The organism is Massilia sp. 05N420 (assembly GCF_056397205.1).
The window spans coordinates 100,350-123,115 of record NZ_JBFTMX010000005.1 but is presented as its reverse complement, the minus strand read 5'-3'; the positions used below and the strand labels follow the sequence as shown (position 1 = coordinate 123,115).

Genomic DNA, 22,766 nt, shown 5'->3' with positions numbered 1-22,766 from the left:
CAAAAGTATGGATGCAAAAATGCTGGATCGCAATGGACGCTAAAGACGCTTGACGAACAAAAAACCCGCGTTCTCACTGGGAGAGTCGCGGGTTCATGGACATTATTGGACTTCTTGAAACGTGTTTTTGGTGCCTCCGGCCGGAATCGAACCGGCACGCCTTTCGGCGCTTGATTTTGAGTCAAGTGCGTCTACCAATTCCGCCACAGAGGCTGCAAGCGCAGGCGCGCATCTTAGCACATGCGATGCCAAAAAGACCAGTGCCCGTGCGCACGGTTCAGGCGTATGATCTCGCCTACCTCGAGAAACGACCGCCGGCAGTGCGGTGCGCATAATGAAGAATAAGAAGATACGCGAGATTATCCTCGGCAAGGCGCTCGATCCGATGCAGAGCGAGACCCGCCATTCGATGGCGCTGGTCGCCTTCCTGGCCTGGGTCGGATTGGGTGCGGACGGCCTGTCCTCGTCCGCCTACGGTCCCGAAGAGACCTTCCGTGCGCTGGGCGCTCATACCCACCTCGGCCTCTACCTGGCGGTGGCCACCGCGGTCACCGTCTTCGTCATCGCACTCGCCTACAACCAGGTGATCGAGCTGTTCCCGACCGGGGGCGGGGGCTACCGCGTCGCCACCAAGCTGGTCGGGCCTTATCTTGGCCTGGTCTCGGGCTGCGCGCTGGTCCTCGACTACGTGCTGACCATCGCGATCTCGATCGCCTCCGGGGTCGATGCGCTGGCGTCCTTTTTGCCGCTCGGCTTCCAGGACTATAAATTGTGGGCCGAGGCCTTCTTCATCGGCCTGCTGATCGTGATGAACCTGCGCGGCCTGAAGGAGGCGATCCAGATCCTGCTGCCGATCTTCCTCGGCTTCGTCGCCACCCACCTGGTGCTGATCGTGTACGGCATCGTCGCGCATGCGTCGCACCTGCCGGCGCTGGTGCCGAATACCCTGGGCGAGACGCGCGAACTGGCGGGCAGCATCGGCTGGGCCGGCGTGGCCGGGATGCTGCTGCTGGCGTATTCGCAGGGCGGCGGTACCTATACGGGCCTGGAGGCGGTATCGAACAACGTCAACCTGCTGGCCGAGCCGCGCGTGCGCACCGGGAAGATCACGATGTTCTACATGGCGGTGTCGCTGGCCGTGACCGCCGGCGGCATCATCCTGCTCTACCTGCTGTGGGATGTGCGGCCGGTGGCCGGCGAAACCCTGAACGCCACCACCTTCCGCCACATCATCGGCAACATGGGCATGCACAGCGAGATGCTGAATCACGTGCTGCTGGCCGTGGCGCTGGCCTTCGAGGCCGGGCTGCTGTTCGTCGCCGCGAATACCGGCTTCCTGGGCGGTCCCTCGGTGCTGTCGAACATGGCGTCGGACTCCTGGGTGCCGCACCAGTTCCGCTATCTGTCGACGCGCCTGGTGAAGGAGAACGGGATCCTGGTGATGGGCATCGCCGCGCTGGCGATCCTGTTCTGGACCGGGGGCCAGGTCGCCTTGCTGGTGGTGCTGTATTCGCTGTCGGTGTTCCTGACCTTTGCGATTTCGCTGTTCGGCCTGTGCCTGTACTGGTGGCGCCACCGCAAGGACACGGACAACGTACGCTGGGTGCGGCGCTTCCTGTTGTCCCTTGGCGGATTCGTGATCTGCGCCGGCATCCTGGCGATCCTGCTGGTCGAGCGCTTTACGCAGGGGGGCTGGGCCACGGTGCTGATCATCGCCGCGATCGCCGGCCTGTGCGTCGTCATCCGCAACCACTACCGCGAGACCAAGCGCGCGATCAGTTCGGTCGACGAGGTCTTCGCGGACCAGCCCTTTGGACCCGAGAAGGAGTCGGTCGAGCCGGATCCGGAAGCGCAGACCGCGGTCTTCATCGTCGGTAACTCGCGCGGCGGCGGCCTGCATGCGCTGCTGTGGGTGTTGCGCATGTTCCCGGGCCACTTCAAGAACTTCCTGTTCGTGAACGCGCGCACGGTCGATGCGCATGCCTACGGCGGCGAGGGCGCGCTCGAAAAGATGCGGGAGGATGCGGCGGAGACGCTGGAATACTTCGTCGATTACTGCCAGAGCCACGGGATGGCGTCGGCGTCCTATATCGGCTTCGGCACCGACGCGGTGGATGAGATCACGCGCATGTGCGAGCAGATCAATCGCGAGTACCCGAATACGATCTTTTTCACCAGCAAGCTGATCTTCGCACGGGACAACTGGTTCACCCGGCTGCTGCACAACCAGGCGGCGCTCGCCGTCCAGCGCCGCCTGCACCTCGAGGGATTACAAATGGTGATCCTGCCGATGAAAGTCTGAGCGGGCGCGGACCGTCAACGCGTCATCTGCTGGCGCAGTACTCGCAGCGCCGGCACCGGCCCCGTGACCTCGAGCGCATGCGCGCGCACGGTCACGGCGATTTCCTTGCCGCCACGCGTGCGGTAACGCACGGCGCCGGGGATGCGTTCGGCCGGCGCATAGCCGAGCCGGCCCAGGGCTTCGTCCAGCGTGCAGACCAGGTGGCAGGCTTCGAAACGGGTCGTGACCTCGAAACGGCCCGGCATCATGGTCAGCGTCGGCAGCAGGCCGCCGGCGAGGATCGGCAGCACGATATAGGCCAGCGGCGCGCCCGGATCCAGTTGCCAGAACGCATACATCAGCGCCGGCAGGCCCAGCGCCAGCGTCAGCGCCAGCCACGCCAGGCGTTGCGGCGAACCCAGGGAGGAGGAGGTGCGGCGCGCCTGTTCCGGGACGCGCACGATATCGGAAAACGTCACGCTTTTCATGATGGCTCCTTGGCTGGCGATGCCGCCGGATAGCGGGCACATCCACCATTCTGATAATGTAAGCCAAGGAGGAATTGATTTTTCTCAAGTGGGCTCTTGCCGGAAATGAAGTGTTTTCGTTGCGGAAATTCGTAGTCAAACAATGCTAATTTCCGGCAGAAAACGGCTGAGATTTGTGCGCAATCTAACAGTTGACAGGTTGGACCGAACTTAAGCTGCTATCAAGGATCGGTGTCAGTACGCCGTACCCCGGATAGTATGTCCCGACAACTTATCTCAGGAACTATCATGAAACTGAAATCTCTCGTTCTGAGCGCCCTCATCGCGGGCGCGGCGTGTGCCTCCCAGGGCGCCGCCGCCCAGGCGATCGACCGGACCGCTCCGCTAGTGACAGCGGGCGACGGCGTGGGCGGCTTCAACGCGCATTTCGGCGATACCTTCGCGGCCTCGACCGTCGGCAATACCTTCACCGATATCTTCACCTTCAACATCGGCACGCCTTTCGATGCCGCTTCTTCCCTGACCTCGTCCTACCTGAACACCCCGCAGACCAAGGACCTCTTGATCACCGGCTTCAGCCTGTACCGCTACGATCCGGCGACCATGGCGATCCTCGGCACGGCAATCGCCGGCATCAACGACACCGGCTTCGGCTCGCATCCAACCGATTCCTGGTCGCTGACGGCGTATGGCCTGAATAGCGGCTACTACGCGCTGAAGGTCGACGGGAAGGTGCTGGGAGCGGGTGGCGGCGCCTTCGGCGGCGATTTGACGGTGTCACCGGTACCGGAACCGCAGACCTGGGGCATGCTGCTGGCCGGCCTGGGCCTGCTCGGCGTGGCGGCGCGGCGCAAGCTGGTGCCGGTCAGGATCTGAATGACGCGAAGGGATCGTGGATACGAAAAAGCCACCTGCTCAGGTGGCTTTCTCGTTTCAACGCCGCTGGTACAGGCGGAAGCGCTCGGTGCGGTCGGAGGGCCGGCGGCCTTCCCACAACAGGGTCCAGTCGCGCGGGCGGAAGTCGTCCAGCACGATCTGGCCGCCGCGCGGACCGTCGCCGGTCTGGAGCACGCTCTGGCGGTTCGCATCCGCATGCGCGCCGTCGGCGGGCTTCCTGAGGCTTTCCTGCAGCAGCAGGTAGCTGCACTTGCCGCCCTCGACGCCGGCGAAGGGCAGGTGGCCGAAGTAGGCGAAGGAGGCGCGCTGGGCCGGGCCGACGTTGGTGTCGATGCAGTCGGCATTCGCCGGCAGGCGTGCCGCGATCTGCTGGCCGACGCTGGCGTAGCTCCTGGCGTAGTTCAGGTCCGGCATGAACAGGGTCATCAGCAGCACCCACAGCAGGATCAGGCCGCCGGACGACAGCACCACGGCGCGCCACAGCACCGAAGGCTGGCGCGACAGGCGCCAGTGCACCAGCAGGAACCAGCCGACCGTGGCGGCGGCGGCGACGATGAAGGCGACGATGCCGAATTCCGGCTTGAAGCCGGGCACCAGTTTCAGCGCGTTCTTTGCGAGCTGGGCCGGCCAGCCGGTCAGCTTGGCGACCCAGAACAGCCAGACGAAGCCGCCCAGCAGGCTCAGGACCATCACCGAGAACCAGTCGATCGCATTGATGGTGCCGCGTTTCATGGTCGGCAGGCCGAAGGCGGCCATCAGGGCCATCGGCGGCAGCAGCTTGAGCAGGTCGCCGTTTTCCGGCACCGGATCGCACAGCACCAACAGCGCCAGCAGGCCGACGAAGCAGGTCGGCAGGATGATGTGCAGCATGCCGTGCTGGCGGCGCCAGGCCCAGGCGGCCCAGGCGGCGAAGGGCCAGGCCGGCCAGCAGAACCAGATGCCGACGCGGAAGAAGGCGCCGATCGAATGCCAGCTCGGCACGCTCAGCTGGCCAGCGTTCCAGACCAGCCATTCGCTCACCGGCGACAGGCCATAGGGTTGCACCAGCATCGCGGGCAGGATCCAGACCAGCATCACCAGCACGGCCGAGCCAGCGGCCAGGCCCAGGTTGCGCAGCACGGGACGGGCGGGCAGTTTCAACAGGCGGGTGCACAGGAGCAGCGCGCCCAGCAGCACGATGGGTGAGGCGACGCCGCGGGTCAGTGCCAGCGCGCCCAGCACCAGGCCGGTCAGGGCCGCGTTGCGGCGGGACGGATCCTCGATATAGCGCACCGAACGGTAGAGGAACCAGGCCAGCAGCGAGCCCTGCAGGGTCACGGCCAGGGTTTCATGGCTTTGCAGCAGCAGGCCCAGGCAACCCAGGTAGATCAGGACGGCGGTGTCGGCCAGGGTGCGGCCATAGTCGTCGGGTTCGGGCTGGCCGCCGAAGGCCAGGCGCAGGGGCTGGGCTTCCGCGCGCCGGCCCAGGCGGAACGCGGTCTGCCACAGCGAGACGGTGCCGAGCACGAAGATGCCGATGGTCGACAGGCGCGCCGCCAGCACGTCGCCCACCAGCCAGCCGAACAGCTTGATGCACAGCGCGCCCAGCCAGAAGGCCAGCGGACCTTCCTCGGGCGAGGGCAGGCCGGCGATATTCGGCAGCAACCAGTCCTTGAAACCGCCGTGCGCCATGGTCCACATGATGCCGAAGCTGGCGGCGTCGTCCTTCCAGGGATCGCGCCCGATCAGGCCCGGCAGGATGTATAACAGCCCAAGTGCATACAGGGCCCATCGTGGCAGCGCGAGGGTGGCGGCGGCTGGGAGGCGGACTGGTTTCATCGATAGTGTTGCGTGATGTGCTGGAATAATGTCGCGCTAGTATAGCGGCAAAAAAAAAGGAAGCCCCAGGGCTTCCTTCTTGGAGACCCGAAGGCCTCCTGACAGTGCGCTCGCCGGGGAATTAGCCGTTGGCGACGCTGGTCTTCGAGCCGACCGAACCGAACTTCTGGCGGAATTTCTCGACGCGGCCAGCGGTGTCGACGATCTTGTGCTTACCGGTGAAGAACGGGTGCGATTCAGCCGACACCTCGATCTTGACCAGCGGGTATTGCTTACCTTCGAAATCGATGGTTTCGCGGGTGTTGATGGTCGAACGGGTGATGAATTTGAAATCGCAGGACAGGTCGTGGAAGACGACTTCGCGGTAATCCGGATGGATATCGGTTTTCATGTTTTGCCTCGGTTAAGTTGGTAGCCAAAAGGCACTTCGTCGGTCGCGCTGCTTCTTGACCCGATTGCCGATCACTTGCCATGGGTGGTAATGAACCGGAGATTATATGTCAGCCGGAGCCACGAGGCAACCTTCCAGGGTTCAGGCATGGGGCAGGCGCGACATCATGGTCAGGATCATGCCGCCGAAACCGATGACCATGGTGATGGCGGTTGCCGCCATCCACTTGCTCAGGCGTGAGGATTGGCCATGGATGTCCGTTTTGAGGATCTGAACGAATCGTGGCGCATAAAGCAGAAAAGGCGAGTTCGACTCGCCTTTTCCGTGGATCCCGTTATCTCAAACGGCAGGGATCAGCCGCCGCGGCGCATCATGTCGAAGAACTCGACATTGTTCTTGGTTGCGCGCATCTTGTCGAGGATGAACTCCATCGCCTCGATCTCGTCCATCGAGTACAGCAGCTTGCGCAGGATCCAGATCTTCTGCAGCTGGTCCGGCTTGATCAGCAGTTCTTCGCGGCGGGTGCCCGATTTGTTCAGGTTGATCGCCGGGTAGACGCGCTTCTCGGCCAGGCGGCGCTCGAGGTGCACTTCCATGTTGCCGGTACCCTTGAATTCTTCGTAGATCACGTCGTCCATGCGCGAACCGGTTTCGATCAGCGCGGTGGCGACGATGGTCAGCGAACCGCCTTCCTCGACGTTACGGGCGGCGCCGAAGAAACGCTTCGGACGCTGCAGGGCGTTGGCGTCGACACCACCGGTCAGCACCTTGCCCGAGGCCGGGATCACCGTGTTGTAGGCGCGTGCCAGGCGGGTGATCGAGTCCAGCAGGATCACGACGTCCTTCTTCATTTCGACCAGGCGCTTGGCCTTTTCCAGCACCATCTCGGCGACCTGCACGTGGCGGGTGGCCGGTTCGTCGAAGGTCGAGGCAACCACTTCGCCGCGCACCGAACGCTGCATCTCGGTCACTTCCTCGGGACGTTCGTCGATCAGCAGGACGATCAGGGTGACGTCCGGGTGATTCGCGGTGATCGCGTGGGCGATATGTTGCAGGATGACCGACTTGCCGGATTTCGGCGATGCCACCAGCAGGCCACGCTGGCCCTTGCCGATCGGGGCGATGAGGTCGATGATGCGGCCGGTGATGTTTTCCTGGCCGTTCATGTCGCGCTCCAGGCGCAGCGGCTCGTTCGGGTGCAGCGGCGTCAGGTTCTCGAACAGGATGCGGTGCTTGGAGGCTTCCGGCGATTCGCCGTTGACCTTGTCCACCTTCACCAGCGCAAAATAACGCTCGCCATCCTTCGGCGTACGCACTTCCCCTTCGATCGAGTCACCCGTATGCAGGTTGAAGCGGCGGATCTGCGACGGCGAGATGTAGATGTCGTCGGTCGACGCCATGTAGCTCGCATCGGGCGAACGCAGGAAACCGAAACCGTCCGGCAGCACCTCGAGCGCGCCGTCGCCGAAAATCTGTTCGCCTTGTTTCGCGCGCTTCTTGAGGATCGCGAACATCAGTTCTTGTTTGCGCAGGCGGGCTGCGTTGTCGATATCCAGGCTGATCGCCATCTCCAGAAGGGCGGAGACGTGCATTGCCTTCAGTTCAGATAAGTGCATGTGTCGGGTGTCCCGTGACGGGAAAGTAAAGGTAGGGGAGGGAACTACGTGGGTTGATTAAAAGAGAAGCATCGGAGTCGATGGCCTTCCCGGACCGGAATGGCGGCAGTGCGGGCGCGCTGCCGCCGGCTATGGTATCAGATGTTGCTATCGATGAAAGCAGTCAGTTGGCCTTTTGCCATTGCGCCGACCTTCTGGGCCGCCGCCACGCCATTCTTGAACAGGATCAGGGTCGGGATGCCACGGATGCCGAACTTGGCCGGCACGGCCTGGTTCGCATCGACGTCCATCTTCGCGATCAGGAGCTTGCCGTCATATTCCTTAGCGACTTCTTCGAGGATCGGGGCGATCATCTTGCAGGGGCCGCACCACTCGGCCCAGAAGTCGACCAGGACCGGGCGCTCGGACTTCAGCACGTCGGTTTCGAAAGATGCATCGCTAATGTGTTTGATGTTTTCGCTCATGTTTTCCTCAGTGAGAGGTAGGTCAATTAACGCCTGAACGCACAATGGTGGAGACACTGTGTGCAATATTCAATAGTGGAAGTGCTGCAAGGAGGTGTCAGGCGGGGGTTAGCTGAAATAATAACCGATTTTCCTGAAACGTGTTCGCAAGCTTTGTACAAAATCTTAACACGTTGTGGCGCACTGCAAGCGCGCCACAGTTTTAGCCCTTGCCAGGCTGGCGGACGGCGGATCGACCTGAACCTATTATTGCCGACGATGTCGCCGTCTGTACATGGGGCCGGCGGAATTATTTTGCGGCGTGGTACAAGCGGCAAGCTTCAGGTGACGCTGCCGGTAAACTTGTACAGCTGGCCCGGATGCCACATGGTCGCCACCGTCGCCACCCGGCCCTGCGAGGTGGTGCGGCGCCGCAGCACCAGGCAGGCGCTACCGGCGTCGACGTCCAGCATCTCGGCCACCTCGCGCGGCGCCGGCAGCGCTTCGATGCTGTAGGTCGCATCCTGCAGGGGCGCGGCCACCATCAGGTGTTCGTTCGGGGTGACGCGGGTATAGTCCTGGTCCAGGTAGGCGGGGGCGCAGGCCGGGTTGACCCAGCGGTCCTCGATCTGGATCGGCTGGCCGTTCTCGTGGTGCACGATCACGGAGTGGAACAGCGGCGTGCCCGGTTCCAGTTCGAACTGCAGGGCCAGCGCCTCGCCGGCGGGCGCCTGCTCCAGCAGCAGCGGGCGGCTGGTGTGGGCGTGTCCGCGGGCGCGCACCTCGTCGGCGATGTTGCGGATCTCGACCAGCGTGGCCTGGTATTTTTGCGGCGCGACGAAGGTGCCCGCGCCCTGGCGCCGGGTCAGTACCTGTTCGGCGGTCAGCTCGCGCACCGCGCGGTTGACGGTCATGCGCGAGACGCCGAACTGGCGCACCAGCGCCTGCTCGGACGGCACCAGGTCGCCTTCCTTCCAGCGGCCGGAGGCGATCTCGCCCATCAGGTAATCCTTGATGCGCTGAAAAATGGGGGTGGCGTCTTGCGCGAACTGTTCGTCCAAACTACTCTCCGGGATTCAGGTGTGTCTTGTGCCGCTTGCCGAGTGACGCCACATTCTAGCACTGCGATTTGAAAGCAAGACCCGGGATGACGCCGCCTTGGCCATGCCGATACGATGATGGCATTCGACTCGTGGAGCATGGAGATTATCATGGACAAACTGGCTTTCGACACCGACGCGGAGCGCTGGGCCGCGGTGCAGCAGCGCGCGCGCGAAGCCGACGGCATCTTCTATTACTCGGTGCGCAGCACCGGCGTGTACTGCCTGCCGTCCTGCCCGTCGCGCCCCGCCAAGCGAGCTAACGTCGCCTTTCACGCCACCCGTGAAGCTGCCGAAGCGGCCGGCTTCCGGCCCTGCCTGCGCTGCAAGCCGGACCAGCCGCCGCTGGCCGAGCGCCAGGCGCAGGCGGTGGCGCGGGCCTGCCGCCTGATCGACGCCGCGGAAGACGAACCTGACCTGGCCAGCCTGGCCGAGGCCAGCGGCATGAGCCGCTTCCACTTTCACCGCGTGTTCAAGGCGCATACCGGGATCACGCCGAAGGCCTATGCGGCGGCGCGCCGCGCCGAACGACTCAAACGCGGACTGGCGCAGGCCGCCACCGCGACCGAGGCGGCGTATGACGCAGGCTTCAATTCGAGCGGCCGCTTCTACGCGGCCACGCCCGGCGTGCTGGGCATGACCCCGGGCCGCTGGCGTGCGGGCGGCGGCGGGGAGCAGATCCGCTTCGCCGTGGCGCAATGCTCGCTGGGAGCGCTGCTGGTCGCCGCCACCGGCAAGGGCATCTGCTCGATCCTGCTGGGCGACGATCCGGATGCGCTGGTGCGCGACCTGCAGGACCGTTTCCCGAAGGCCGAACTGATCGGCGCCGAAGCGGCATTCGAAGCGACGGTGGCGCAGGTGGTGGCGTTCGTCGAAGCGCCGCGCATCGGCCTCGACCTGCCGCTGGACCTGCGCGGGACCGCCTTCCAGCAGCGCGTCTGGCAGGCACTGCGCGCGATCCCGGCCGGCCGCACGGTGGGCTATGCCGAACTGGCCGCGCAACTCGGCATGCCGCAGGGAGCGCGCGCCGTGGCCGGGGCCTGCGCCGCGAATCCGGTGGCGATCGCCGTTCCCTGCCATCGCGTGGTGCGCAACGACGGATCGATTTCCGGCTATCGCTGGGGTGTGGAGCGCAAGCGTGCGCTGCTCGAACGGGAGAGCAGCGAATGAAGGATATCGATTGGGACCGTGCCGGCGTCGAGCTGGACGCCTATGGCTGCGCGGTGCTGCCGGCGCTGCTGGATGCCGGCCAGTGCGCCGCCTACGCGGCGGCTTACGCGCAGCCGGACATGTTCCGCAGCCGGGTCGTGATGGAGCGCCACGGCTTCGGGCGCGGCGAGTACCAGTATTTCTCGTACCCGCTGCCGCCCGACCTGGCGGCGCTGCGYGGCGCGCTGTATCCGCCGCTGGCGCGCATCGCCAACCGCTGGCAGGCGGCGCTCGGGCTGGACGGGCGCTATCCGCTGGAGCACGTACGCTACCTGGAACGCTGCCGCGCCGCCGGTCAGGCCAGGCCGACCCCATTGCTGCTGCAGTACGCCCCCGGCGACTACAACTGCCTGCACCAGGACCTGTACGGCGAGCACGTGTTCCCGCTGCAGGTGGCGGTGCTGCTCTCGCGTCCGGGCGAGGATTTCAGCGGCGGCGAATTCGTCCTCACCGAACATCGCCCGCGCATGCAGTCGCGCGCCGAGGTCGTACCGCTGGCCCATGGCGATGCCGTCGTGTTCCCGGTCCACACCCGCCCAGTCAACGGCACCCGCGGCCTCTACCGCGTCAACATGCGCCACGGCGTCAGCCGCATCCGCAGCGGCCACCGCCACACCCTCGGCATCATCTTCCACGACGCCGCCTGACCTTCGGGGTCAGAAATTCGGGGTCAGAGCACTTTTTCGATCAAGTGCCTGACCTCACTTTCGGCCGCCCGCGCACGCCGATGCCGCCGGGACGGCCGATTTTCCGGGCGATGTCATCGACAAAATCCGGCGCCCCGAGCACCGCATTGGCCTTGCCGGCCTGCCGGATCTGGGCCAGCAGATGTTCAGGCATCGCTTCCCTGAACAGGTCGCGGTAGGCGGCGCGCCGTTCTCCTTCATGCATGCCGAGGCCCGTGTAGATCAGGTGCGGCGTGACCAGATCGTCTTCCGCGCCGAGCGCATTGGCCCGATAGCTCGACCACCGGTAGTGCGCCGGATCGCCGGCCATGCCCGCCCGCACCGGATTCAGCTCGATATAGCGCTGGCAGACCAGCAGATAGCGTTCATCCTCGACCAGGCACGAGCGGAACCTGCCTTCCCACAAGGTACCGGTACGCGCATGCCGCCGGTTGAAATACTGGACATAGTGCTGGCCGAGGCGCCGCATGAGCACGCTTGGCCCGGTCTTGCTTCCCGATGACAGCAACAGGTGCACGTGATTGGTCATCAGGACATAGGCATGCACCTGGCATGCGGACTCGGCGGCGTATTGCCGGGCAAGGGTGAGATAGACGAGGTAATCGGCCTCGCAGCTGAAGCAGGAAGTGCGATTGTTCCCGCGCTGGATGATGTGGAGCGGTACCGCGGGCAGTACCAGGCGTGGTCGTCGTGCCATGGGATCGTGGGTGCATGAGAAGGCATGACCATATCGAAGCAGGGCGGATGGGGAATGGATGAATCTCAATTGCGCGCGGGTCCTTGCCGCAAAAAGTGCTCTGACCCCGAATTTAGAGAAAAAAGTGCTCTGACCCCGAATTTGACCCTTGCGTGTTTTTCTATACACTCTGTTTCTTTATAAGAATGGAGGCCCGACGATGCGCCTGAAACCTCTGCAGTCCGCCCTGTTCGCCCTGATGGCCGGCGGTGCCATGGCCGCGGCCCATGCCGATACCGTGATCGACAATGCCAACGGCTATACGCTCAACGCCAAGGGGGATGTCATCCAGTTCGCATCGATGGCCTTCGACGACAACGGCAGGATCATCGCGGTCGGCAGCGCGGGCGAGGTGGCGGCCAGGGCGCCGAATGCGAAGCACGTCGACCTGCAGGGCCGCACCGTGCTGCCCGGCCTGATCGATGCGCACGGCCACGTGTTCGGCCTGGGCGCGATGCTGACCCAGCTCGACCTGTCGACTTCCACCTCGCTGGACGGCGCCCTGAAATCCATCGCCGACTATGCGCGCGCCAATCCGCAGCAGGCCTGGGTGCGCGGGCGCGGCTGGAACCAGGAGATCTGGAAGCTGGGCCGCTTCCCGACCGCGAAGGAACTCGACGGCGCCGTAGCGGACCGTCCGGTGTGGCTGGAGCGCGTCGACGGCCACGCGGGCTGGGCCAACAGCCGCGTGCTGGCGCTGGCCGGCATCACGAATGCCACGCCGGATCCGGTCGGCGGCAAGATCGTGCGCGACGAGAAGGGTGTCGCCACCGGCGTGCTGATCGATGCCGCCCAGGCCCTGGTGACGAAAGTCCTGCCGCAGGAGACCGAGCAGGAAGGCCGCATCATGCTCGACCGCGCCCTCGAGAACATGGCCAGCGTCGGCCTGACCAGCGTGCACGACGCCGGCATCACGGCCGGCGAAGACAGGCTGTACCGCGACTACGCCGACCACGGCAAGCTGACCGCCCGCATCTACGCCATGATCGGCGGCACCGGTCCGGATTTTGACCAGTTGGCAAAAAATGGCCCGCTCCCCAGCTATGGCAAGGACATGTACGCGCTGGCCGCGGTCAAGCTGTATGCGGACGGCGCCCTGGGCAGCCGCGGCGCGGCCCTGCTGGCGCCCTACAGCGACGATCCGCATTCGCACGGCCTGCTGTTCCACACGAATAAGGAAATCGACGCGATGATCACCAAGGCCATCAAGAAGGGCTACCAGGTGAACGTGCACGCGATCGGCGACGCCGGCAACAAGCAGATCCTCGACACCTTCGCGAAGGAGATTCCGGCGAATAAAGCGCTGGACAAGCGCCACCGCATCGAGCATGCCCAGGTCGTGACCCTGAGCGACATTCCGCGTTTCAAGAGCATCGGCATCATCCCGTCGATGCAGCCGACCCACGCGACCTCGGACAAGAACATGGCCGAGACCCGCATCGGTGCCGAGCGCATGAAGGGCGCCTACGCCTGGCGCAGCTTCCTGCAGCAGGGCTCGCGCATCGCCTGCGGTTCCGACTTCCCGGTCGAGGCGCCGAACCCCTTCTTCGGCATCCACGCCGCCGTCACCCGCCAGGACAAGCACGGCCAGCCGATCGCCGGCTGGTATCCGGAGCAGGAGATGTCGCTGAAGGAAGCCTTCCGCTGCTTCACGCTGGACGCGGCCTACGCCGGCCACCAGGAAAAGACCCTGGGCTCGCTCGAAGCCGGTAAATACGCCGACTTCATCGTGATCGACCGCGATCTGTTCAAGATTTCGCCTTACGACATCTACAAGATCGGCGTGCTGGAAACTTGGGTGGCGGGACGCCAGGTCTATCAAAAGAAGTGAAAAGAGGGGCTTGACTAGGTTGTATAGACAACCTAGACTTTCTTGACATTCAAAGGAGCCTGCCATGACCAACGCTTCGCCGATGCAAGACCCCCGGTTCGATCCCACCCGCGACATCCGCGCCCCGCGCGGCAGCCAGCTCTCGTGCAAGAGCTGGCTGACCGAAGCGGCCTACCGCATGTTGCAGAACAACCTGGATGCCGAGGTGGCGGAGAACCCGCAGCACCTCGTCGTCTACGGCGGCATCGGCCGCGCCGCGCGCGACTGGGCCTGCTACGACCAGATCCTCGCCTCGTTGCGCGAACTCGAGGACGACCAGACCCTGCTCATCCAGTCCGGCAAACCGGTCGGCGTGTTCCAGACCCATCCCGACGCGCCGCGCGTCCTGCTCGCGAACTCCAACCTGGTGCCGAAATGGGCCAACTGGGAGCACTTCAACGAGCTCGATCGCAAGGGCCTGTTCATGTACGGCCAGATGACGGCCGGCAGCTGGATCTACATCGGCACCCAGGGCATCGTGCAAGGGACTTATGAAACCTTTGCCGAAGCCGGCCGCCAGCACTTCGGCGGCGACATGAGCGGCCGCTGGGTCCTCACCGCCGGCCTGGGCGGCATGGGCGGCGCCCAGCCGCTGGCCGCCACCTTCGCCGGCGCGGTCTCGCTGACGGTGGAGTGCCAGCAGAGCAGCATCGACTTCCGCCTGCGCACCCGCTACCTGGACAAGCAGGCGTTCAGCATCGACGAAGCCCTGCAGATGATCCGCGAGCACAAGCAAAACAAGGACGCGATCTCCATCGGCCTGCTCGGCAACGCCGCCGACGTGCTGCCGGAGCTGGTGCGCCGTGCAAAGGAAACCGGCATGGTGCCCGACCTGGTCACCGACCAGACCTCGGCCCACGACCTGATCAACGGCTACCTGCCGCGCGGCTGGACCGTCGAGCAGTGGAAAGCGGCCCAGCAGGACCCGGGCCAGCACGCCCAACTGAAGAAGGCCGCAGCGGAATCCGCAGCCGCCCACGTGCAGGCCATCCTCGACTTCCAGGCGATGGGCGCCAAGGCCGTCGACTACGGCAACAACATCCGCCAGGTCGCCTTCGACGAAGGCGTCAAGAATGCCTTCGACTTCCCCGGCTTCGTGCCGGCCTATATCCGCCCGCAGTTCTGCGAAGGCCGCGGCCCCTTCCGCTGGGTGGCCCTGTCGGGCGACCCGGAAGACATCTACAAGACCGACGCCAAGATCAAGGAGCTGTTCCCGCAGCATGCGCGCGTGCACCGCTGGCTCGACATGGCGCGCGAACGCATCGCCTTCCAGGGCCTGCCGGCGCGCATCTGCTGGCTGGGCCTCGGCGAACGCCACATCGCCGGCCTGGCCTTCAACGAGATGGTGCGCAAGGGCGAGCTGAAGGCGCCGATCGTGATCGGCCGCGACCACCTCGACACCGGTTCCGTCGCCAGCCCGAACCGCGAAACGGAAGCCATGCGCGACGGCACCGACGCCGTCTCCGACTGGCCGCTGCTGAACGCCATGCTGAACACGGCCGGCGGCGCGACCTGGGTCTCGCTGCACCACGGCGGCGGGGTCGGCATGGGATACTCGCAGCATTCCGGCGTGGTCATCGTGGCCGACGGCACCGAAGCCGCCGACAAGCGCCTGGCGCGCGTGCTGGTGAACGATTGCGCCTCCGGCGTGATGCGCCATGCCGACGCCGGCTATGAGCTCGCGATCGAAGCCGCCAAGCGCTTCGGCCTGAAACTCCCAATGATCAAATAAGCAGCACATGAGCACCATGAAACCAGCATCGAACCACCTGACCCTGCAGCCCGGCTCCCTCACCCTTGGAGAGCTGCGCGCCGTCTGGCAATCCGCCGGCAGCCTGTCGCTCGCTTCGGAAGCCTATGCCGCCATCGAAGCCTCGGCCGCCACCGTCCAGGCCATCGTCGCCAAGGGCGATCCGGCCTATGGCATCAACACCGGCTTCGGCATCCTGGCCAAGCGCCACATCCCGCAAGCCCAGCTCGAGCAGCTGCAGCAGAACCTGATCCTCTCGCACGCGGTCGGCACAGGCGAACTGCTGGCGGACCACATCGTGCGCCTCATCATGCTGACCAAGATCGGCAGCCTGGCGCGCGGCTTCTCGGGCGTGCGTCCGCTGATCGTCGATACCCTGATCGCCCTGTACAACGCCGGCATCATGCCCGCCATCCCGTGCCAGGGTTCGGTCGGCGCGTCCGGCGACCTGGCGCCGCTGGCCCACATGACCCTGGCGATGCTGGGCGTCGGCCAGGTGCGCATGAAGGGCGAGATCATGGATGCAAGCGCGGCCCTGCAAGCGGCCGGCATCGCGCCGGTGACGCTGGCGGCGAAGGAGGGCCTGGCCCTGATCAACGGCACCCAGGTCTCGACCGCGCTGGCCCTGCACGGCCTGTTCATGTCCGAGCGCCTGCTGGAAGCGGCGATGGTGAGCGGCGCGCTGTCGCTGGACGCCGCCCGAGGCAGCGACGCGCCCTTCGACCCGCGCGTGCATGCGGTGCGCGGCCAGCCGGGCCAGATCGCGGCGGCGAAGATTTATCGGGAACTGGTGGCCGGCAGCGCGATCCGCGCCTCCCACCTGGTCGGCGACGAACGCGTGCAGGATCCCTACAGCCTGCGCTGCCAGCCTCAGGTGATGGGCGCCGTGATGGACCTGATCGCCCAGGCCGGCCGCACGCTGCTGATCGAAGCGAATGCCGTCACCGATAACCCGTTGATCTTCCCGGACGCCGGCGACACCGGCGCGGGCATGATCGTTTCCGGCGGCAATTTCCACGCGGAACCTGTCGCCTTCGCGGCCGACACCCTGGCCCTGGCCATTGCCGAGATCGGCGCCCTGGCCGAGCGCCGCATCGCGCTGCTGATCGATTCCACGCTGTCCGGCCTGCCGCCTTTCCTGGTCAAGGAACCGGGCGTGAATTCCGGTTTCATGATCGCCCACGTGACCGCCGCGGCCCTGGCTTCGGAGAACAAGTCGCTGGCGCATCCGGCCAGCGTCGACAGCCTGCCGACCTCGGCCAACCAGGAAGACCACGTCAGCATGGCCACCTTCGCGGCGCGCCGTCTCGACCAGATGGCGCACAATACGGGTGTCATCGTCGGGATCGAACTGCTGGCCGCGGCGCAGGGCATCGAATTCCACCGTCCGCTGACCAGTTCAAGCCACCTGGAGCACGTGCACGCCCAGCTGCGCAAGCGGGTGGCGGCCTTCGACGAAGACCGCTTCTTCGCGCCCGACATCGAGGCGGCGAAGCGGATGGTGATGGCGGGCGAGCTGTCCTCGCAGTGCCGCGAATTGTTCACCGCGCTGCATCCTTAAGCGACAAGGAGGGGTAATGGATTTCAGGTTCAAGGCGGGCACCCTGCCGCTGCTGGTATCGATGCCCCACGTGGGCACCGACATTCCCGACGAGCTGGCAGCAAGCCTGGCGCCTTGCGCGGCGGCGCGCGCCGACACCGACTGGCACCTGACGGAGCTCTACGGCTTCGCCCAGGAGATGGGCGCCTCGGTGCTGTCGGCGCGCTGGTCGCGCTACCTGATCGACCTGAACCGCCCGCCGGAAAACACCAACCTCTACCCGGGCCAGGATACCACCGGCCTGTGCCCGGTCGACACCTTCGGGCGCGAGCGCCTGTACCGCGAAGGCATGGAGCCCGATGAGGCGGAGGTCCGGCGCCGCCTGGAGCAGTACTGGCGGCCCTACCACGACCAGCTGCGCGCGGAACTCGACCGCCTGCTGGCCGAGCATGGCAGGGTGGTGCTGTGGGACGCRCACTCGATCGCATCCGAGGTGCCGCGCTTCTTCGAGGGCCGCCTGCCGGACCTGAACTTCGGCACCGCCGACGGCAAGTCCTGCTCGCGGCAGCTGGAAGGCGCGATGATCAAGCTGGTGGACAGCCAGGACCGCTTTTCCTTCGTCTTCAACGGCCGCTTCAAGGGCGGCCACATCACGCGCTTCTACGGCAACCCGGCCGCCGGCGTGCACGCGATCCAGCTCGAGATGGCGCAGTGCCTGTACATGAACGAGAGCGCGCCCTTCGACTACCGTCCGGACCTGGCCGGCCGGATCCAGCCGCTGCTGCGCGAGCTGCTCGGCGCGGCCGTGGAGTGGGTGCGAACGTGAGCGCGAACCAGCTGTTTGCGCGCCACGCGCTGCTGCCCGGCGGCTGGCAGGACGACGTCCTGCTGGAATGGGACGATGCCGGCAATCTGACTGCGGTGCGGCCGGGGGCCGAGCCCGGCGCGCGGATGGTCGATTACGTCCTGCCGGGGATGGTCAACCTGCACTCCCACGCCTTCCAGCGCGCCATGGCGGGCCTGGCCGAAAAGGCGGGCGATACCCAGGACAGCTTCTGGACCTGGCGCGAACTGATGTACCGCTTCGCCGGCCGCATCACGCCGGAACAGATGGAGGCGGTGGCCGCCCAGCTGCACGCCGAGTGCCTGCGCCATGGCTACACCTCGATCTGCGAATTCCACTACGTGCAGCGCGACCCGGATGGCGAGCTGTATGCGAATCCGGCCGAGACCGCGCTGCGCATCGCCCAGGCCGCGCGCCGCACCGGCATCGGGCTCACCATGCTGCCCGTGATGTACAGCTACGCCGGCTTCGGCGAGCAGCCCTTGACACCCGGACAGCGGCGCTTCCGCRCCGATCCGGAACTGGTGCTGCGCATCGTCGAGGCCCTCGAAAAGCAGCGCGGCCCGCAGATCGAAGTGGGCGCGGCCCCGCATTCGCTGCGCGCCGCCTCGGCCGGCCAGCTGCGCGAGCTGGTCGCGGGCCTGCCGGCCGGCCGGCCGCTGCACATCCACATCGCCGAGCAGCAGCTCGAGGTCGAGCAGTGCATGGAGGCGCTGGGTGCGCGTCCGGTCGATTACCTGATGAACCAGGTCGAGGTCGACCAGCGCTGGTGCCTGGTGCACGCGACCCATTTGTCGGACCGCGAGACGGCCGCGCTGGCCGCCAGCGGCGCCGTGGCCGGCCTGTGCCCGACCACCGAGGGCAATCTCGGCGACGGCCTGTTCCCGCTGACGCCCTATATCGCCGCCGGCGGCGTGTTCGGCATCGGCAGCGACAGCCATGTGTCCCAGAGCCCGGTCGAAGAACTGCGCTGGCTCGAATACGGCCAGCGCCTGGTGCGCCAGCAGCGCAACGTGGCCGTCGACGGCGCCTGCCGCGACGTCGGCACCTATCTGTGGCAGCAGGCCCTGCGCGGCGGCGCCCGGGCCTCCGGGCGCGCCGTGGGCAGCCTGGAGGCGGGACGGCGCGCCGACCTGCTGGTGCTGGACAGCGCCCATCCGAACCTCGACGGCGTGGATGCCGGCGAGGTGCTGGGCCGCTTCCTGTTCTGCGGTAACGACAACCTGGTGCGCGACGTGCTGGCCGGCGGCCAATGGGTGGTGCGCGACGGCCGCCACGTCGACCAGGATGCGATTGCCCGGAATTACACGCAGGCCGTGCGCGCACTGCGCGAAAGGAGTCAGCCATGACGATGCTCATTCCCTATGCCGGCCTGAGCCCGGTGTCCTGGAAGAACGGCGGCGGCAGCACGACGCAGATCGCGGTCTTCCCGCCGGACGCCGGCTTCGAGGACTTCGACTGGCGCGTCAGCCTGGCGACGATCGCCGAGGATGGCGCCTTCTCCGAGTTTCCCGGCATCGAGCGGACCCTGGCCCTGGTCGACGGCCACGGCATGACGCTCGAGATCGACGAGCGGTCGGTGCTGCTGACCAGGGCCGACCCGGTGGCCGCCTTCGACGGCGAATCGCGCGTGGTCGCCAAGCTGAATCGCGGACCGAGCACGGATTTCAATGTGATGACCCGGATCGAGCGCTGCTACCACCGGTTCGGCCGGCGCGTGCTGAGCGGCGAATCTCGCTTCATCGCGCGCGCCCCCGTCACCGTGCTGTTCCTGGCCGAGGGCGACAGCCTGGAACTGTGCAGCGACCACCAGCGCATCAATATGGTGCGCTACGACGCCGTACTGCTCGACCAGGGCACGACCTGGACCCTGCAGGCGGGGCAGGGCGTGATCTTCATCGCCGACATCCATTACTACGACAGCGAGGAAGACCTCGAGGAAGGCGATGGCCACTATGAGTGAGCGCGCTGCGCATGTCGATCTTCTGTTCGTCCACGCGCGCCTGGCTACCATGGCCGGCGGCTACGGCATCGTCGAGGACGGCGCGGTGGCGGTGCGCGATGGCCGCATCGCCTGGGTGGGACCGCGCAGCGAAGCCCCGGCCGCAGACCGCGAGCACGATTGCGGCGGCCTCTGGCTCACGCCCGGCCTGGTCGACTGCCACACCCACATCATCCACGCCGGCAACCGCAGCGACGAGTGGGAGGCGCGCCTGAACGGTGCCAGCTACGAAGACATCGCCCGCCAGGGCGGCGGCATCATGTCGACCGTGCGCGCAACCCGCGCGGCCAGTGACGACGAGCTGCTGCGCCAGAGCGCACCGCGCATCGAGGCCCTGCTGGCCGAGGGCGTGACCACGCTCGAGATCAAGTCCGGTTATGGGCTCGACCTGGCATCCGAAGCGAAGATGCTGCGCGCGGCGCGCCGGGTCGGCGAGCTGCTGCCGGTGGAGGTGGCCACCACCTTCCTCGGCGCGCATGCGCTGCCGCCGGAATTCGCCGGCTGCGCCGACGACTACATCGACGAGATCTGCGAGCGCATGCTGCCGGCGCTGGCGGACGAGGGCCTGGTCGACGCCGTCGACGCCTTCTGCGAACGGATCGGCTTTTCGCACGCGCAGACGGCGCGCGTGTTCGAGGCCGCGCGGCGGCGCCATCTGCCCGTGAAGCTGCATGCCGAACAGTTGTCCGACCAGGGTGGCGCGGCGCTGGTGGCGGAATACGGCGGCCTCTCGGCCGACCACCTGGAACACCTGTCGGCGCAAGGCGCGGCGGCGATGGCGCGCGCCGGCACGGTGGCGGTGCTGCTGCCTGGCGCCTACTACTTCCTGCGCGAGACCGTGATGCCGCCGCTGGCCCTGCTGCGCGAAGCGGGCGTGCCGCTGGCGGTGGCGACCGACTGCAATCCGGGCACCTCGCCCATGACCTCGCTGCTGCTGGCGATGAACATGGCCTGCACCCTGTGGCGCATGACGCCGCTGGAAGCTCTGCTGGGCGTGACCGCGAACGCGGCGCGCGCGCTGGGCCGCGGCGACATCGGCACCCTCGAGCCGGGCAAGCGCGCCGACTTCGCGCTGTGGGACATGGCCCGTCCGGCCGACCTGGCCTATGCGATCGGTGCGAATCCCTGCCGGGGCGTGGTGAATGCCGGTGTGCCGCGCGAGCCGCGGGTAAGCCTGTCTTTTTAATCACGGCTATCATGGCGTAGCCCGGCGGCTCATCCGCCGGCTTCACGACATGGAGGCGTATGCGCAGGTTTGCCTTGCTGGTGCTGGTGTGCTTGGTCTGCTGTGCGGCGTCGGCGGCGCCGCCGGCCGACCGGGTATTGAAGGTCGGTTCCAAGCGCTTCACCGAGTCCTATATCCTGGGCGAGATCCTGGCGCAGACGGCCGCGCCGGTGACGCGCGTCGAGCATCGCCAAGGCCTCGGCAATACCGCCATCGTCCTGAATGCGCTGCGCACCGGCGCCATCGACGTGTATCCGGAATACCTCGGCACGATCGACCTCGAAATCCTCAAGAATCCCAAACCGACTTCGCTGGAAGCCATGCGCGACGCCCTGCGCCCGCTCGGCCTGGGCGTGGGCGTGCCGCTGGGCTTTTCGAACGGCTATGCGCTGGCCACGCGCGGCGACGCCGGCATCACGACCTTGTCCGGACTGGCATCGAAGCCGGCCTTCAGGCTGGGGCTGTCGCATGAATTCCTGGGCCGGGCCGACGGCTGGCCGGGGCTGGCCAGTTACTACGGCCTGCCGCAGCAGCCGCGCGGGATCGACCACGGCATCGCCTACGAAGCCCTGAAGCAGCACCAGGTCGACGTCATCGACATCTATTCGACGGACGCCAAGATCCGCCAGTACGGCCTGCGCGTGCTGGACGACGACAAGCACTACTTTCCGCGCTACGACGCGGTGCTGCTGTACCGGCTCGACCTGCCGCAGCGCTTTCCCCAGGCCTGGCGCGCCTTGCAGGGCCTGGAAGGGAGAATCGCCAGCGATGCGATGATCGCGATGAATGCCGAGGCCGAATTGGAGGGCAAGCCGTTCGCGGCGATCGCGCGCGGCTGGCTGGCCCGGGAGGGCGGCCAGCCGGCGGCACCCGCCGGGGCGCCGGCCCCGCGCGACGGCCTGCTGGCCAAGACCTTCGGCAACGGATTTGCGCAACTGGCGCGCCAGCACCTGATGCTGGTGCTGGCCGCGGTGCTGCTGGGCTGTGCAGCCGGGATACCGCTGGGCGTGCTGGCGGCGCTGGCGCCGCGCCTGCGCCAACCGGTGCTGGCGGTGGCGGGGACCTTGCAGACCGTGCCTTCGCTGGCCCTGCTGGCCATCCTGATCCCGCTGCTGGGGCGGATCGGCACCGTGCCGGCGCTGGTGGCCCTGTGTGCCTACGCCCTGCTGCCCATCGTGCGCAATACCTGTACCGGCCTGCTGCAAGTGCCCAGTGGCCTGCGCAACGCCGCTCTGGCGCTGGGCCTGACGCGCCGCCAGGCGCTGCTGAAGGTCGAGCTGCCGCTGGCGGCGCCGGTGATCCTGGCCGGCGTGAAGACCGCCGCCGTGATGAGCGTGGGGACGGCGACCATCGCCGCCTTCATCGGCGCCGGCGGCTTCGGCGAACGCATCACCACCGGGCTGGCACTGAACGACAACGACATGCTGCTGGCGGGCGCGATCCCGGCCGCGCTGCTGGCCTTGCTGACGCAGGCCGGGTTCGAGCTGGCCGAGCGCCTGCTGGCGCGCCGGCGTCTATAAGGATTGTAGTTTGGAGCGTGTAGCGGAAATCGCGCGGTGCAGGATGCGCTCTGCGTGGAAGTCGTTCTCGCGCTGCGCCGCGATGATGTGCAGGCTGCGCGTGTAATTGTCGAGCCGGGACCGCAGCCAGGTCCGGTAGATGATCCGCGTGATCGGTTTGACGCTCAGTTTCATGTCCGTGTCCTCGTCTGGAGGCCACATTGTCATGCAGCGCGGCTTATTGCATTTGTGATCACTCAATCGGGCGCGGCAGTGTCCTGTCAACCGGCGCAGGGCGCTTTTAAGCCTCAGTTAAGCCATCTTAACCGCGCGTTACCGACGTAAGCATTTGTAAGCGACCATTCCRCCCG

Annotated in this window: 20 protein-coding genes and 1 tRNA gene; 12 read left to right on the top strand and 9 right to left on the bottom strand. The window is 66.3% G+C overall.

The window, feature by feature from the left end:
• Window positions 1-128: 128 nt before the first annotated feature.
• Window positions 129-213, bottom strand: a tRNA-Leu gene (locus tag AC1DIX_RS04575).
• A gap of 121 nt (window positions 214-334) precedes the next feature.
• Between AC1DIX_RS04575 and AC1DIX_RS04570 the strand changes: the two genes are divergently transcribed.
• On the top strand, window positions 335-2,302 hold the full coding sequence (locus AC1DIX_RS04570) for an APC family permease (protein WP_477322335.1): 1,968 nt from the start codon (window positions 335-337) through the stop codon (window positions 2,300-2,302).
• Window positions 2,303-2,316: 14 nt separating this feature from the next.
• Here AC1DIX_RS04570 and AC1DIX_RS04565 read toward each other — a convergent pair whose 3' ends face one another.
• Window positions 2,317-2,769 (bottom strand): hypothetical protein, encoded by a 453-nt coding sequence (locus AC1DIX_RS04565; protein WP_477322333.1) that lies wholly within the window; start codon window positions 2,767-2,769, stop codon window positions 2,317-2,319.
• A gap of 288 nt (window positions 2,770-3,057) precedes the next feature.
• Here AC1DIX_RS04565 and AC1DIX_RS04560 point away from each other — a divergent pair, with 288 nt between their 5' ends.
• Window positions 3,058-3,645, top strand: coding sequence for an FxDxF family PEP-CTERM protein (locus AC1DIX_RS04560; RefSeq protein WP_477253631.1), 588 nt, complete (start codon window positions 3,058-3,060; stop codon window positions 3,643-3,645).
• A gap of 57 nt (window positions 3,646-3,702) precedes the next feature.
• Here AC1DIX_RS04560 and AC1DIX_RS04555 read toward each other — a convergent pair whose 3' ends face one another.
• The 5 genes from AC1DIX_RS04555 to hutC form a co-directional block, all read right to left on the bottom strand.
• The gene (locus AC1DIX_RS04555; RefSeq protein ID WP_477322331.1) at window positions 3,703-5,484 is read right to left on the bottom strand and encodes an ArnT family glycosyltransferase; all 1,782 of its coding nucleotides are present in this window, start codon (window positions 5,482-5,484) and stop codon (window positions 3,703-3,705) included.
• A 121-nt stretch (window positions 5,485-5,605) separates the two neighbouring features.
• A complete protein-coding gene (locus tag AC1DIX_RS04550) occupies window positions 5,606-5,875 on the bottom strand; it encodes a type B 50S ribosomal protein L31 (RefSeq protein ID WP_379776300.1) in 270 nt (89 codons plus the stop codon).
• A 353-nt stretch (window positions 5,876-6,228) separates the two neighbouring features.
• Entirely contained in the window at window positions 6,229-7,491 is a 1,263-nt protein-coding gene (gene rho, locus AC1DIX_RS04545) for a transcription termination factor Rho (protein WP_442124777.1), read from the bottom strand.
• A 137-nt stretch (window positions 7,492-7,628) separates the two neighbouring features.
• Window positions 7,629-7,955, bottom strand: coding sequence for a thioredoxin TrxA (gene trxA / locus AC1DIX_RS04540; RefSeq protein WP_036236119.1), 327 nt, complete (start codon window positions 7,953-7,955; stop codon window positions 7,629-7,631).
• Between the two features lie 320 nt (window positions 7,956-8,275).
• Window positions 8,276-8,995, bottom strand: a complete 720-nt coding sequence (hutC, locus tag AC1DIX_RS04535) for a histidine utilization repressor (RefSeq protein WP_442124778.1) — start codon at window positions 8,993-8,995, stop codon at window positions 8,276-8,278.
• Between the two features lie 150 nt (window positions 8,996-9,145).
• On the opposite strand from hutC, the gene ada reads away from it, so the two are divergent.
• Window positions 9,146-10,204 (top strand): bifunctional DNA-binding transcriptional regulator/O6-methylguanine-DNA methyltransferase Ada, encoded by a 1,059-nt coding sequence (ada, locus tag AC1DIX_RS04530; protein ID WP_477322329.1) that lies wholly within the window; start codon window positions 9,146-9,148, stop codon window positions 10,202-10,204.
• Window positions 10,201-10,890 carry a 2OG-Fe(II) oxygenase gene (locus tag AC1DIX_RS04525; RefSeq protein ID WP_477322327.1) on the top strand — a complete coding sequence of 230 codons (690 nt, stop codon included), beginning with the start codon at window positions 10,201-10,203 and terminating at the stop codon, window positions 10,888-10,890. Before ada ends, AC1DIX_RS04525 begins: the two co-directional genes overlap by 4 nt.
• A gap of 40 nt (window positions 10,891-10,930) precedes the next feature.
• On the opposite strand, the gene AC1DIX_RS04520 is transcribed toward AC1DIX_RS04525, so the two are convergent.
• Complete coding sequence (locus AC1DIX_RS04520) at window positions 10,931-11,626, bottom strand: transposase (RefSeq protein ID WP_477322325.1); 696 nt, start codon at window positions 11,624-11,626, stop codon at window positions 10,931-10,933.
• A 199-nt stretch (window positions 11,627-11,825) separates the two neighbouring features.
• Between AC1DIX_RS04520 and AC1DIX_RS04515 the strand changes: the two genes are divergently transcribed.
• The 8 genes from AC1DIX_RS04515 to AC1DIX_RS04480 all read left to right on the top strand — a co-directional run bounded on the left by AC1DIX_RS04515 (window position 11,826) and on the right by AC1DIX_RS04480 (window position 22,416).
• The gene (locus AC1DIX_RS04515; RefSeq protein WP_477322323.1) at window positions 11,826-13,496 is read left to right on the top strand and encodes an amidohydrolase; all 1,671 of its coding nucleotides are present in this window, start codon (window positions 11,826-11,828) and stop codon (window positions 13,494-13,496) included.
• Between the two features lie 64 nt (window positions 13,497-13,560).
• A complete protein-coding gene (gene hutU / locus AC1DIX_RS04510; protein WP_477253640.1) occupies window positions 13,561-15,267 on the top strand; it encodes a urocanate hydratase in 1,707 nt (568 codons plus the stop codon).
• Window positions 15,268-15,283: 16 nt separating this feature from the next.
• Window positions 15,284-16,846, top strand: coding sequence for a histidine ammonia-lyase (hutH, locus tag AC1DIX_RS04505; RefSeq protein ID WP_477322321.1), 1,563 nt, complete (start codon window positions 15,284-15,286; stop codon window positions 16,844-16,846).
• Between the two features lie 16 nt (window positions 16,847-16,862).
• Complete coding sequence (hutG, locus tag AC1DIX_RS04500) at window positions 16,863-17,651, top strand: N-formylglutamate deformylase (protein WP_477322319.1); 789 nt, start codon at window positions 16,863-16,865, stop codon at window positions 17,649-17,651.
• On the top strand, window positions 17,648-19,018 hold the full coding sequence (locus AC1DIX_RS04495) for a formimidoylglutamate deiminase (RefSeq protein ID WP_477322317.1): 1,371 nt from the start codon (window positions 17,648-17,650) through the stop codon (window positions 19,016-19,018). Before hutG ends, AC1DIX_RS04495 begins: the two co-directional genes overlap by 4 nt.
• The gene (locus AC1DIX_RS04490; protein ID WP_442124787.1) at window positions 19,015-19,632 is read left to right on the top strand and encodes a HutD/Ves family protein; all 618 of its coding nucleotides are present in this window, start codon (window positions 19,015-19,017) and stop codon (window positions 19,630-19,632) included. Before AC1DIX_RS04495 ends, AC1DIX_RS04490 begins: the two co-directional genes overlap by 4 nt.
• Window positions 19,625-20,857, top strand: coding sequence for an imidazolonepropionase (gene hutI, locus AC1DIX_RS04485; protein ID WP_477322315.1), 1,233 nt, complete (start codon window positions 19,625-19,627; stop codon window positions 20,855-20,857). The genes AC1DIX_RS04490 and hutI overlap by 8 nt, the downstream gene beginning before the upstream one ends.
• Before the next feature lie 59 nt (window positions 20,858-20,916).
• Window positions 20,917-22,416, top strand: coding sequence for a glycine betaine ABC transporter substrate-binding protein (locus AC1DIX_RS04480; RefSeq protein ID WP_477322312.1), 1,500 nt, complete (start codon window positions 20,917-20,919; stop codon window positions 22,414-22,416).
• Here the strand turns inward: AC1DIX_RS04480 and AC1DIX_RS04475 are convergent.
• Window positions 22,411-22,590 (bottom strand): hypothetical protein, encoded by a 180-nt coding sequence (locus tag AC1DIX_RS04475; protein ID WP_477322310.1) that lies wholly within the window; start codon window positions 22,588-22,590, stop codon window positions 22,411-22,413. The genes AC1DIX_RS04480 and AC1DIX_RS04475 overlap by 6 nt on opposite strands.
• Window positions 22,591-22,766 lie beyond the last annotated feature (176 nt).

Excerpts from the sequence above, each read along its gene's own strand:
- AC1DIX_RS04570 (WP_477322335.1), top strand. The coding sequence starts at position 335 with ATGAAGAATAAGAAGATACGCGAGATTATCCTCGGCAAGGCGCTCGAT.
- AC1DIX_RS04565 (WP_477322333.1), bottom strand. The coding sequence starts at position 2,769 with ATGAAAAGCGTGACGTTTTCCGATATCGTGCGCGTCCCGGAACAGGCG.
- AC1DIX_RS04560 (WP_477253631.1), top strand. The coding sequence starts at position 3,058 with ATGAAACTGAAATCTCTCGTTCTGAGCGCCCTCATCGCGGGCGCGGCG.
- AC1DIX_RS04555 (WP_477322331.1), bottom strand. The coding sequence starts at position 5,484 with ATGAAACCAGTCCGCCTCCCAGCCGCCGCCACCCTCGCGCTGCCACGA.
- AC1DIX_RS04550 (WP_379776300.1), bottom strand. The coding sequence starts at position 5,875 with ATGAAAACCGATATCCATCCGGATTACCGCGAAGTCGTCTTCCACGAC.
- rho (WP_442124777.1), bottom strand. The coding sequence starts at position 7,491 with ATGCACTTATCTGAACTGAAGGCAATGCACGTCTCCGCCCTTCTGGAG.
- trxA (WP_036236119.1), bottom strand. The coding sequence starts at position 7,955 with ATGAGCGAAAACATCAAACACATTAGCGATGCATCTTTCGAAACCGAC.
- ada (WP_477322329.1), top strand. The coding sequence starts at position 9,146 with ATGGACAAACTGGCTTTCGACACCGACGCGGAGCGCTGGGCCGCGGTG.
- AC1DIX_RS04520 (WP_477322325.1), bottom strand. The coding sequence starts at position 11,626 with ATGGCACGACGACCACGCCTGGTACTGCCCGCGGTACCGCTCCACATC.
- AC1DIX_RS04515 (WP_477322323.1), top strand. The coding sequence starts at position 11,826 with ATGCGCCTGAAACCTCTGCAGTCCGCCCTGTTCGCCCTGATGGCCGGC.
- hutU (WP_477253640.1), top strand. The coding sequence starts at position 13,561 with ATGACCAACGCTTCGCCGATGCAAGACCCCCGGTTCGATCCCACCCGC.
- hutH (WP_477322321.1), top strand. The coding sequence starts at position 15,284 with ATGAAACCAGCATCGAACCACCTGACCCTGCAGCCCGGCTCCCTCACC.
- AC1DIX_RS04490 (WP_442124787.1), top strand. The coding sequence starts at position 19,015 with ATGACGATGCTCATTCCCTATGCCGGCCTGAGCCCGGTGTCCTGGAAG.
- hutI (WP_477322315.1), top strand. The coding sequence starts at position 19,625 with ATGAGTGAGCGCGCTGCGCATGTCGATCTTCTGTTCGTCCACGCGCGC.
- AC1DIX_RS04480 (WP_477322312.1), top strand. The coding sequence starts at position 20,917 with ATGCGCAGGTTTGCCTTGCTGGTGCTGGTGTGCTTGGTCTGCTGTGCG.
- AC1DIX_RS04475 (WP_477322310.1), bottom strand. The coding sequence starts at position 22,590 with ATGAAACTGAGCGTCAAACCGATCACGCGGATCATCTACCGGACCTGG.